This window comes from Pseudomonas sp. 10S5 (assembly GCF_035019745.1).
Classification (GTDB): Bacteria; Pseudomonadota; Gammaproteobacteria; order Pseudomonadales; family Pseudomonadaceae; genus Aquipseudomonas.
In genome coordinates, this window is the sequence record NZ_JASJVL010000018.1 from 21,995 (window position 1) to 33,410 (window position 11,416).

An 11,416-nucleotide genomic window follows, 5' to 3' on the forward strand; every position below is an offset into this window, starting at 1 on the left:
GTATTGTCCGAATTTTTCCGCTTTTGCTTTTAAGGCGTATTGCATGTCCGATCCTCGCTATCAAGTAGACGTCAGCGTCGTTACGCGCTTCCTCGTAGAGCAGTCACAACCCGAGCAAAATCGTTTTGCTTTTGCATACACGGTCACCGTTCATAACAGTGGAGAGTTACCGGCCAAGTTGCTTTCCAGGCACTGGGTCATCACCGACGGTGATGGCCATGTCGAGGAAGTTCGTGGCGATGGTGTAGTTGGGCAGCAACCCCTGATCAAGTCGGGGCACAGCCATACCTACAGCAGCGGCACCGTAATGATGACTAAAGTCGGCAATATGCAGGGAAGTTATCAAATGCTTGCAGAAGACGGTAAGCGCTTCGACGCCGTGATAGCCCCATTTCGTCTGGCCATGCCGGGCGCCCTGCACTGATGGCAGTGTATGCCGTAGGTGACCTTCAAGGCTGTCTGGAACCGCTGCAGTGTTTGCTTGAACACGTTGCCTTTGATCCGACCAAGGACCACCTCTGGTTAGTAGGGGATCTGGTAAACCGTGGCCCGGCCTCGCTGGAGACCTTGCGTTTCCTCTACGGCATGCGCAATTCGCTAGTATGTGTTTTGGGCAATCATGATCTGCATTTGCTGGCCGCAGCTCGTACTATCGAGCGGCTAAAGAAGAACGACACGTTGCGCGAGGTGCTCGAAGCCGCCGACCGCGACCTATTACTTGAATGGCTGCGCCAACAGAAACTAATGCACTACGACCCGGTGCGTAAAATTGCGATGGTTCATGCGGGAATCGCCCCACAATGGACACTAAACAAAGCCCTTTCGTATGCTAAAGAAGTTGAATCTGCTCTGCGCGATGACAATTTAGTCGAGCCGTTTCTCGATGGCATGTACGGCAACGAGCCCGCCAAATGGCAGTCCAGCTTGCAAGGCGTAACCCGCTTACGGGTAATCACCAACTATTTTACCCGCATGCGCTTTTGCACCAGTGACGGAACCCTTGATCTGAAAACCAAAGAAGGTGTTGGTACCGCCCTCCCAGGTTACGCCCCTTGGTTCAGTCACCCGGAACGCAAGACTAAAGGCCAAAAAATAATTTTTGGACACTGGGCCGCACTTGAAGGCAAATGCACCGAACCCGGCATATTTGCCCTCGATACCGGCTGCGTCTGGGGCGGTGCAATGACACTACTTAACGTTGATACTCTCGAACGCCATAGCTGCGAATGCGATGCTAAGGGGATGGCCGACGCTAATCCAGTCTCATCAAAGCGCATTGGCCTACACACCATTAGCAAGGGTTAAAATCTACTCGTTGCTAGTCATCAGGAGTTCCGATTATGACCGAATTCAAACGCATCCCCCCTGCACACGCCCACTTGCTACTTGAAGAAGGCGCAGTACTGGTCGATGTCCGAGATCAACAGACATATGCAGCCAATCACATTCCTGGCGCGCAGCATCTGGATAGCCACTCTATGGCCGACTTCATTGCCAACGCCGACTTGGACAAGCCTTTAGTGGTAGTTTGCTATCACGGCAACTCCAGCCAAAGCGCTGCCGCCTACCTCATCGGCCAAGGTTTTTCGGATGTCTACAGCATGGACGGCGGTTTCGAGCTATGGCGAAATACCTATCCCGATGAAACCGTTCAGGCGCGTTGAAATATTTTTTTTACCCCCCTTCTATCCCGCACCCTGAGCGGGCTCGCAAGCAAACTGACGAACGGCTAGCGTTACTAATCAATCAATACTCGTTGATCTCTGTAATTCCGAACTATCCTTAACCTCAGGCCATCCAAATCAGGGGAGAGCCGGTACACCGGCGCGCGGGTCATCGGTAGTAATTTTATGGTGTTCTGGGGGGTAAACTGCATCTGGACTTTTCAGCTGCATGCCAGCATCGACTGACGATCCGCCGCCGGCTCAACGTATCGAGCGAGGTGACGTCATGAGTATTTTTAGCCACTTCCAACAACGCTTCGAATCAACACGTCAGGAAGAGCTCTCGCTACAGGAGTATCTTGAGCTCTGCAAAAGTGATCGCAGTGCTTACGCGTCAGCAGCAGAACGTCTTCTGTTGGCTATCGGCGAACCTGAGTTGCTCGACACGTCGGCCAACTCTCGGTTGTCGCGCATATTTTCCAACAAAGTGATTCGTCGCTACCCGGCGTTCGAAGACTTCCATGGCATGGAAGAGTGCATTGACCAGATCGTCTCTTACTTCCGCCACGCCGCTCAGGGCCTGGAGGAGAAGAAACAAATCCTCTATCTGCTCGGCCCGGTGGGCGGCGGTAAGTCCTCGCTGGCAGAAAAACTCAAACAGCTGATCGAAAAAGTACCGTTCTATGCCATTAAGGGTTCTCCGGTATTTGAATCGCCGTTGGGCTTGTTCAATGCCACCGAAGATGGCGAGATCCTCGAAGAGGACTTCGGTATTCCCCGACGCTACCTCAGTACGATCATGTCGCCGTGGGCGACCAAACGTCTGGCTGAGTTCGGGGGCGACATCAGCCAATTCAAAGTGGTCAAACTGTACCCATCTATTTTGAATCAAATTGCCGTAGCGAAAACCGAACCCGGCGATGAAAACAACCAGGATATTTCTGCGTTGGTCGGTAAGGTCGATATTCGCAAATTGGAAGAATTCCCACAAAACGACGCCGACGCTTACAGCTACTCGGGCGCACTCTGCCGGGCTAACCAAGGCCTGATGGAATTCGTCGAAATGTTCAAGGCGCCGATTAAGGTCTTGCACCCTCTGCTTACCGCCACCCAAGAAGGTAACTACAACAGCACCGAAGGGCTCGGGTCGATCCCGTTCACCGGCATCCTGTTGGCCCACTCCAACGAATCGGAATGGCACAGTTTCCGCAATAACAAGAACAACGAAGCCTTCATTGACCGGATTTACATCGTCAAAGTGCCGTACTGCGTACGGGTCAGTGATGAAATTAAAATTTATGACAAGCTGCTCTTCAACAGCTCCCTGGCCAAAGCCCACTGCGCGCCCGACACCCTGAAAATGCTCGCGCAATTCACCACGCTGTCACGTCTCAAGGAGCCTGAGAACTCGAACATCTATTCGAAGATGCGCGTTTACGATGGCGAAAACCTGAAAGACACTGATCCGAAGGCCAAATCAATTCAGGAGTACCGCGACAACGCAGGCGTGGATGAAGGCATGAATGGCCTGTCAACGCGCTTCGCGTTCAAGATTTTGTCGAAAGTCTTTAACTTCGATCCGCACGAAATCGCGGCCAACCCCGTGCATCTGCTGTACGTACTGGAACAACAAATCGAGCAGGAACAGTTCCAGGCCGAGACCCGTGAGCGCTACCTGCGCTTTATCAAAGAGTATTTGGCGCCGCGGTACATCGAGTTCATCGGCAAGGAAATCCAGACCGCGTACCTGGAGTCCTACAGCGAATACGGACAAAACATTTTTGACCGCTACGTGCTTTATGCAGACTTCTGGATTCAGGATCAGGAATATCGTGATCCTGAAACCGGTGAAATTCTTAACCGAGTTGCGCTGAACGAGGAGCTGGAAAAAATCGAGAAACCGGCTGGCATTAGTAATCCGAAGGATTTCCGCAACGAAATCGTTAACTTCGTGCTGCGTGCTCGAGCCAATAACAACGGCAAAAATCCTACTTGGCTCAGCTACGAAAAGCTGCGGGTCGTCATCGAGAAGAAAATGTTCTCGAACACGGAGGATCTGCTGCCAGTCATCAGCTTCAACGCCAAAGCCAGCAAAGAGGATCAGCAAAAACACAACGACTTCGTTACGCGAATGGTCGAGCGTGGTTACACCGACAAACAGGTACGGCTGCTGTCCGAGTGGTATCTGCGGGTTAGAAAATCGCAATAAGGCAGCGGCAAGCGGTAGGTTGCAAGCCACAGGTACGTGCACGCGGGCGTGCCTGCGCTTATTGCGGCTGACCGCTTGTCTTTAAGCTTCCAGCTTACGGCTTGAAGCTTGTAACTTAATGCTGCCCGGAGGGCCACGTATGAGTTATGTGATCGACCGACGTCTCAATGGCAAAAATAAAAGCACGGTGAATCGCCAGCGCTTCCTGAGGCGATACCGTGACCACATTAAAAAAGCAGTCGAAGAAGCCGTCAGTCGCCGCTCCATCACTGACATGGAACACGGCGAACAGATCAGTATTCCCGGGCGTGACATCGACGAACCCGTTCTGCACCACGGGCGCGGTGGTAAGCAAACCGTCGTCCATCCCGGTAATAAAGAATTTACCACGGGCGAGCACATCGCCAGGCCTCAGGGCGGCGGCGGTGGAAAAGGCCCAGGCAAAGCAAGCAATTCCGGCGAAGGCACCGACGAGTTCGTGTTTCAGATTAGCCAGGAAGAGTTTCTGGAGTTCATGTTTGAAGACCTTGAGCTTCCTAACTTGGTAAAACGCAACCTGACGGGTACCGACACGTTCAAAACAGTGCGGGCCGGCATTAGCAACGAAGGCAACCCGTCGCGCATCAATATCATCCGAACCCTACGTTCAGCCCACGCACGACGCATTGCACTCTCGGGCAGCAGCCGCGCTAAGTTGCGTGAATCAATCACCGAGCTGGAACGCATGAAGCGTGAAGAGCCGGACAATTTCGGCGATATTCGCGACTTGGAAGCCGAAATAGAGCGATTGAAAACGCGCATCCATCGGGTGCCTTATTTAGATACTTTTGACCTTAAATACAATCTGCTGGTCAAACAACCCAGCCCCAGCTCCAAAGCGGTCATGTTTTGCTTAATGGACGTTTCTGGCTCCATGACTCAAGCAACTAAAGACATTGCAAAACGCTTTTTCATTCTGTTGTATCTGTTCCTCAAGCGTAACTACGACAAGATCGAAGTCGTGTTCATCCGCCACCACACCAGCGCGCGCGAAGTGGATGAAGAGGAGTTTTTTTATTCACGGGAAACCGGCGGCACCATTGTTTCCAGCGCACTGAAACTGATGCAGGAGATCATGGCCGAGCGCTACCCGACGAACGAATGGAACATTTACGCGGCCCAAGCTTCTGACGGCGATAACTGGAACGATGACTCACCGATCTGTCGCGATATTTTAATCAGGCAGATCATGCCCTTCGTGCAGTACTACACTTATGTAGAAATCACTCCACGCGAACACCAAGCGCTGTGGTTCGAATACGAACGCATCAATGACGCATTCCCCGACACGTTTGCCCAGCAACAGCTGGTATCTGCCGGTGATATTTATCCGGTATTCCGAGAACTCTTCCAGCGCAGGTTAGCGACATGACCGCTAGAGAGCAGAAGCGTCAACCGCTGTCCACGGGTTCAGAATGGACGTTCGAGCTGATCCAGGCCTACGACCGGGAAATCAGCCGCATTGCCGAACGTTATGCGCTGGACACTTACCCCAACCAGATCGAGGTGATCACTGCCGAGCAGATGATGGACGCTTATGCGTCTGTCGGCATGCCGCTGGGCTATCACCATTGGTCCTACGGCAAACACTTCCTCAGTACCGAGAAGTCCTATAGCCGAGGCCAAATGGGCCTGGCGTACGAGATCGTGATCAACTCCGATCCATGCATCGCTTACTTGATGGAAGAGAACACCATTTGTATGCAGGCATTGGTGGTGGCGCACGCCTGCTACGGACATAACAGCTTCTTCAAGGGCAATTACCTGTTCCGCACCTGGACGGACGCCAGTTCGATTATTGATTATCTGGTGTTCGCCAAGCAGTACATCATGCAGTGCGAGGAACGCCATGGCATTGATGCAGTGGAAGATTTACTGGATTCCTGCCACGCACTGATGAACTACGGAGTTGACCGATACAAACGTCCCTATCCGATTTCTGCCGAGGAAGAACGCCGTCGGCAGAAAGACCGTGAGGAACATTTGCAGAAGCAGATCAACGATCTGTGGCGCACCATTCCGAAAAGTGCAGATAAAAATAGCGAGAAGGACAATGCTCGCTTCCCTGTCGAACCTCAGGAAAACATCCTCTATTTCATCGAAAAACACGCGCCACTGCTTGAACCGTGGCAGCGTGAAGTGGTGCGGATCGTTCGCAAAATTGCGCAGTATTTCTACCCACAGCGTCAGACTCAGGTCATGAACGAGGGCTGGGCAACCTTCTGGCACTACACGCTAATGAATGATCTCTACGATGAAGGCCTCGTCACCGATGGTTTCATGATGGAGTTCCTGACGTCGCACACCAGCGTTGTTTACCAACCAGGGTTCGACAGTCCTTACTACAGCGGCATTAACCCCTATACGTTAGGGTTTGCCATGTACCGGGATATCCGACGCATTTGCGAGCATCCTACCGATGAAGACCGCCACTGGTTTCCGGACATCGCTGGCAGCGATTGGTTGGCCACCATTAAGTTCGCCATGAGCAGCTTCAAGGACGAAAGCTTCATCCTGCAATATTTGTCGCCCAAGGTAATTCGAGACCTCAAGTTGTTCAGCATCATGGACGACGACCAAAAGGATGATCTGCTAGTGCCGGCCATTCATGATGAACCCGGATATAAGACGATTCGTGAAACATTGGCGGCCCAATACAACTTGGGTAATCGCGAGCCTAACATTCAAATCTACAGCATCGACCGACGCGGCGACCGCTCGCTGACGCTACGTCATCAACAACATGACCGTAAACCGCTGGGTGACTCCACTGACGAGGTGCTTAAACACCTGCATCGCCTATGGGGCTTTGATATTCATCTGGAGACGTTGCAGGGCGATCAAATTATGAAGACCCATCATGTCCCGCCAAGAGGCGACCACGCTGATAGTGAATATCCCCGGCTCGATTTGGCGGTCGTTCACTTATAAGACATAAGAGGCAGGCCTCAAGTTTTTACCGGTAGCTTGAGCTTTGCTCCTTGCCCCCATAACCATTGTTTTTTCGCTTTTGCCTCCGTAAGTAACGACTCAAAGGTTTATCCTGTCGCGCTTACGGAGGTTTTTTATGCAAATTTATAAAGTAGGCGGGGCGGTGCGTGATCGCCTTCTCGGTAAAGCAGTGGCCGACACTGACTGGGTCGTCGTTGGGGCCACTGCCGATGAAATGCTCGACAAGGGGTATCGCCCGGTTGGCTCGGACTTCCCAGTGTTCCTGCACCCCAAAACCGGTGAGGAATATGCCCTCGCCCGTACTGAACGAAAAAGCGGCATTGGCTACGGCGGCTTCACCTTCCATGCGAGTCCAGAAGTAACGCTTGAGGACGATTTGGTCCGGCGAGATTTAACCGTGAACGCGATTGCGGAGGATATTGATGGAAATCTAACCGACCCCTATAACGGCAAAAAAGACCTAAAACTCCGAATTTTACGTCACGTTTCTCCGGCGTTCGCAGAAGATCCATTACGGGTACTCCGCGTCGCTCGCTTCGCCGCCCGTTACGCCCCCGATGGTTTTACAATTGCGTCCGAAACCCTATTGCTGATGCGACAGATCAGTGAGTCAGGCGAATTACAAGCGCTGACGGCCGAGCGTTGCTGGAAAGAAATCTCTCGCGCACTAATGGAGAACCAACCGCAAGTGTTTATCCGCGTACTGCGAGAATGCGGTGCATTGGAGGAGTTATTGCCCGAAATAAATGCGCTGTTTGGAGTACCGCAACCAGCCGTTCACCATCCCGAAATTGATACCGGCGAGCATGTCCTCAGTGTTTTGGAGCAGGCAGCCATTCATCACCAACCTTTGAGCGTCCGCTGGGCTTGCCTACTGCATGATGCGGGCAAAGGTTTAACACCTAAGAACGAATGGCCAAGACATATCGCGCACGAACACACCGGGCTGCGCCTGATTAAAGCGGTCAATACGCGGTTCAAGGTGCCGCGTGAATGCCAGGAGCTGGCGCTGCTGGTCGGTCAGTACCACACGCATAGTCACCGAGCCATTGAACTGAAAGCATCAACTTTGTTCGAGCTGCTGCAAAGCTTCGATATCTATCGTCGACCGCAGCGCTTCGAAGAATTTATCGCTGCCTGCGAAATGGATGCGCGGGGTCGGCTTGGATTCGAACTGCGCAATTATCCACAAGCGGACTATCTTCGCGGCGCGGCTAACGCAGCGCGAGGTGTGCCGGTACAGCCGTTGCGCGAGCATGGATTTGAAGGGCCCCAGCTGGGTGAAGCGCTAAAACGTGAACGCCTGAACGCAGTCAAAACGTACAAAGACAACTGGCTCGATTAGCCTGCGAAGCTAGCTTCGATCTGCGGACCGAATTCATTCTGAACGGCGTCAAATCTGGCATTGACGTCGCCGGGAGGTAACCTATCCCTGAATAAATTCGACACCACTATTGCCTAAGAGGTCAATTGCCGCCCGCGCCACTCAAACGAAACCGGCGCCAACACCTGGTCAATTCGCGACTCTCGCCATAACACATCAAACGTCTTATTAACCCCAGGATGCAGCCGTCCCGGCGCGATTAACGACAGTGGCCATAGAACAAAGGCATTTTTGAGAATTTCTGCGCGAGGCAAGATCAGGCCATCGAAATTACCGACCTGCTCGCCAAACAGGAGCACATCAATGTCCAACGGCAAGCCCTTACGCTCAGGGGCGTAACGGCCATTGTCCGCTTCGATTAACTTCAAACGACGGTCTAGTTCTATCAGTGACAGATCGGTGTACGCCGTCACCACCAGATTGAAAAATGGACCGCTTTTGATACCTACCGGCTGGCTTTCAAATACCGAAGAACAGGTAACGCCCAGCAAAAAACCGTCGAGCGCCTCGAGTCCCGCGTGCAGGTTTTTCTCGCGCTCTATATTGCTGCCCAAACCAAGGAATATCTGAGTTAGCGGCATCCGCGCTCGATCTCCACGCCCACGCCCGACGCCGCTGCAACGGCGCCGGGCTTGGTCAATCTGAGGTGCATCCAAGGAATATGGAACTCACTCATCAGCACCTCGGCTAGCCGCTCGGCGAACGTCTCCACCAACTGAAATTGTGCCTGTTCGGCAAAGACCTGAATTCGCGCCGAAACGCTGGCGTAATCGAGCGCTTTACTCAGGTCATCACCTGCCGCAGCAGGCTGATTGTCCCAAGCAAAGCTCAGGTCGAGACGCAGGCACTGGCGAATGCCACGCTCCCAGTCGTAGGCACCGATAACGGTATCGACTTCCAGACCCTCGATGAAAACTCTGTCCAAGCACTGTTCTCCGCTGCACGACAAGGGCGCAATGCGCCGTTAGAATCAGGGCAAACTCGCCCGGAGTGGTTAGCATGTTCTGGTTACTTGCAATCCTTGCCTACCTACTTGGCTCACTGTCCTTCGCTATCTGGCTCAGCCAACTCACCGGCAGCCCAGACCCGCGCGCCAGTGGTTCAAAGAACGCCGGCGCGACCAATATGTTGCGCCTGGCCGGCAAAAAACTCGCGGCATTGACCCTCATCGGCGACTTGTGCAAAGGCCTGCTTGCCGTGCTCGCCGCCAAACTGCTTGGTCTCAACCTACAAGAACAAGCATGGATAGGTATTTGCGCCGTGCTCGGTCATCTTTTTCCAGTGTACTTTCACTTTCGTGGCGGCAAGGGCGTTGCAACAGCCGCCGGCGTGCTGGTAGGCCTCTATCCACCCGCCGCTGCCGTAGCGTTCTGCGCCTGGGTGCTGGTATTACTGCTGACTCGTACAAGCTCACTTGCCGCGCTGATTGCGCTGCCACTGACTTTGCCAGTGCTGGCTTGGCAGGAGCCGCAAGCGCTGCTGCCCATGAGCCTTCTCACCGTACTTATCGTATGGCGCCATCGCGGTAATTTACGCGACCTGCTGACAGGGCGCGAACGGCATTTCTGAAAGTTCGCGAAGCCCCCGCTTTGACACCCATTACAACCCAGTCAGTTGCTCCATGGGCCACCGCGCCTGCACACTGATACTCAGTGCTTCTTTTTGCCCGGCTTGCAAACGCTGACACCCGGCGAACGCGATCATCGCACCGTTATCGGTGCAGAACTCGGGCCGCGCATAGAACACCTCGCCTTTTAGCTCGCCGAGCATTTTTTCCAGCGACGCGCGCAAAGCCTTGTTAGCACTCACGCCACCAGCGATGACCAGTCGTTTGAGACCGGCTTGCTTGAGTGCGCGCTTGCACTTGATGGTCAAAGTCTCTACCACCGCATGCTGGAAGGCCAGAGAGATGTCGCAACGGGTTTGCTCACCGTCGTCTCCAGCACTTTGCCGCTGTTGCCAGATGTTCAGAGCGGAGGTCTTCAACCCACTGAAACTGAAATCCAAGCCTGGCCGATCAGTCATAGGGCGCGGAAAAACAAAACGCCCCGGTACACCCTGACTGGCCAGCCTTGCGATTTCTGGACCGCCGGGATAATGCAGACCCATCATCTTCGCCGTCTTGTCGAATGCCTCACCCGCCGCATCGTCCAGCGTCTCGCCCATCAACTCGTAAACACCAATGCCGTCGACGCGGACCAGTTGTGTATGGCCGCCAGACACCAACAAAGCGACGAACGGAAATTCTGGTGGTCGCTCCTCCAGCATAGGTGCCAGCAAGTGCCCTTCCATGTGATGCACACCCAGCGCGGGAATATCCCAAGCAAATGCCAGCGCTTGGGCACACGACGCACCTACCAATAAGGCACCCACCAGGCCCGGACCAGCCGTGTACGCGATGGCATCGATATCGGTGGCCGCACACTCGGCTTCGGCCAATACCTGCCGAATTAACGGCAACATCCGCTTGACGTGATCCCTTGACGCCAATTCAGGCACAACGCCACCATACGCCCGATGTAGATCGATCTGGCTGAATAACGCGTCGGCCAGCAATCCTTTTTCACTGTCGTATAGTGCGACACCCGTTTCGTCGCACGATGTCTCTAATCCCAGTACTAGCATGGGTTTGCGCCTTTCAGAGGCTGAATCGAAGGCGCGCATAATAGTCGCCGCTCTATGCGCCGACCAGCGCTTTTCGATCAGAGGCTTTGCATTCCTCTCAATGAGGGGTTAACATCCGCAACCCTTAAAAACCGACGTACTTAAGTGCAGTTTTGCACCAGACGTTGACCCCGGTAATGAAAGAAGGTAGCTCTGGATGCCAGCCGTCAAAGTTAAAGAGAACGAACCCTTCGACGTAGCTCTGCGTCGTTTCAAGCGCTCCTGCGAAAAAGCCGGTGTTCTGGCTGAAGTTCGTAGCCGCGAATTTTACGAGAAGCCGACTTCTGAGCGTAAGCGTAAAGCAGCAGCCGCTGTTAAGCGTCATGCCAAGAAAGTACAGCGCGAACAGCGCCGCGCCGTTCGTCTGTATTAATTTACAGACAACCGTCGCAAGCTTCTGCCAAGCCCGGCCTTCCAAGCCGGGCTGTTGGCAGTTGCATATAAAGCCCCACGCTTTATTGACAGAAGCTGTCTAAGCCGCCGGTGCACGCTGACTGCGACTCG

12 protein-coding genes are annotated in these 11,416 nt (G+C 53.6%); 9 read left to right on the forward strand and 3 right to left on the reverse strand.

The genetic code is table 11. The annotated features are described in order from the left end of the window. Nucleotides 1-43 precede the first annotated feature (43 nt). The 7 genes from apaG to QN378_RS18460 all read left to right on the forward strand — a co-directional run bounded on the left by apaG (nucleotide 44) and on the right by QN378_RS18460 (nucleotide 8,209). A complete protein-coding gene (gene apaG / locus QN378_RS18430) occupies nucleotides 44-424 on the forward strand; it encodes a Co2+/Mg2+ efflux protein ApaG (RefSeq protein ID WP_322205647.1) in 381 nt (126 codons plus the stop codon). After that, complete coding sequence (locus QN378_RS18435; RefSeq protein ID WP_322205648.1) at nucleotides 424-1,305, forward strand: symmetrical bis(5'-nucleosyl)-tetraphosphatase; 882 nt, start codon at nucleotides 424-426, stop codon at nucleotides 1,303-1,305. Before apaG ends, QN378_RS18435 begins: the two co-directional genes overlap by 1 nt. Before the next feature lie 35 nt (nucleotides 1,306-1,340). Beyond that, nucleotides 1,341-1,664: a thiosulfate sulfurtransferase GlpE gene (gene glpE, locus QN378_RS18440; protein ID WP_323550769.1), complete on the forward strand. Its 324-nt coding sequence runs from the start codon at nucleotides 1,341-1,343 to the stop codon at nucleotides 1,662-1,664. Nucleotides 1,665-1,950: 286 nt separating this feature from the next. Beyond that, on the forward strand, nucleotides 1,951-3,873 hold the full coding sequence (locus QN378_RS18445; protein WP_322171194.1) for a PrkA family serine protein kinase: 1,923 nt from the start codon (nucleotides 1,951-1,953) through the stop codon (nucleotides 3,871-3,873). Nucleotides 3,874-4,012: 139 nt separating this feature from the next. Beyond that, nucleotides 4,013-5,284, forward strand: a complete 1,272-nt coding sequence (locus QN378_RS18450; protein ID WP_323550768.1) for a YeaH/YhbH family protein — start codon at nucleotides 4,013-4,015, stop codon at nucleotides 5,282-5,284. Beyond that, a complete protein-coding gene (locus QN378_RS18455; RefSeq protein ID WP_322205652.1) occupies nucleotides 5,281-6,843 on the forward strand; it encodes a SpoVR family protein in 1,563 nt (520 codons plus the stop codon). The genes QN378_RS18450 and QN378_RS18455 overlap by 4 nt, the downstream gene beginning before the upstream one ends. A gap of 136 nt (nucleotides 6,844-6,979) precedes the next feature. Next, nucleotides 6,980-8,209 carry a multifunctional CCA addition/repair protein gene (locus QN378_RS18460; RefSeq protein ID WP_323550767.1) on the forward strand — a complete coding sequence of 410 codons (1,230 nt, stop codon included), beginning with the start codon at nucleotides 6,980-6,982 and terminating at the stop codon, nucleotides 8,207-8,209. 113 nt (nucleotides 8,210-8,322) lie between these two features. Here the strand turns inward: QN378_RS18460 and folK are convergent, their stop codons facing one another. Beyond that, nucleotides 8,323-8,829, reverse strand: coding sequence for a 2-amino-4-hydroxy-6-hydroxymethyldihydropteridine diphosphokinase (folK, locus tag QN378_RS18465; protein WP_322205654.1), 507 nt, complete (start codon nucleotides 8,827-8,829; stop codon nucleotides 8,323-8,325). Next, nucleotides 8,820-9,173: a dihydroneopterin aldolase gene (gene folB, locus QN378_RS18470; protein WP_322205655.1), complete on the reverse strand. Its 354-nt coding sequence runs from the start codon at nucleotides 9,171-9,173 to the stop codon at nucleotides 8,820-8,822. The genes folK and folB overlap by 10 nt, the downstream gene beginning before the upstream one ends. Before the next feature lie 74 nt (nucleotides 9,174-9,247). On the opposite strand from folB, the gene plsY reads away from it, so the two are divergent. Continuing rightward, complete coding sequence (gene plsY / locus QN378_RS18475) at nucleotides 9,248-9,817, forward strand: glycerol-3-phosphate 1-O-acyltransferase PlsY (protein WP_322205656.1); 570 nt, start codon at nucleotides 9,248-9,250, stop codon at nucleotides 9,815-9,817. Nucleotides 9,818-9,847: 30 nt separating this feature from the next. Here plsY and tsaD read toward each other — a convergent pair whose 3' ends face one another. Then, nucleotides 9,848-10,873, reverse strand: coding sequence for a tRNA (adenosine(37)-N6)-threonylcarbamoyltransferase complex transferase subunit TsaD (gene tsaD, locus QN378_RS18480; protein WP_323550766.1), 1,026 nt, complete (start codon nucleotides 10,871-10,873; stop codon nucleotides 9,848-9,850). A gap of 196 nt (nucleotides 10,874-11,069) precedes the next feature. Here tsaD and rpsU point away from each other — a divergent pair, with 196 nt between their 5' ends. Further along, nucleotides 11,070-11,285 carry a 30S ribosomal protein S21 gene (rpsU, locus tag QN378_RS18485; protein ID WP_002551877.1) on the forward strand — a complete coding sequence of 72 codons (216 nt, stop codon included), beginning with the start codon at nucleotides 11,070-11,072 and terminating at the stop codon, nucleotides 11,283-11,285. Nucleotides 11,286-11,416: the final 131 nt, after the last annotated feature.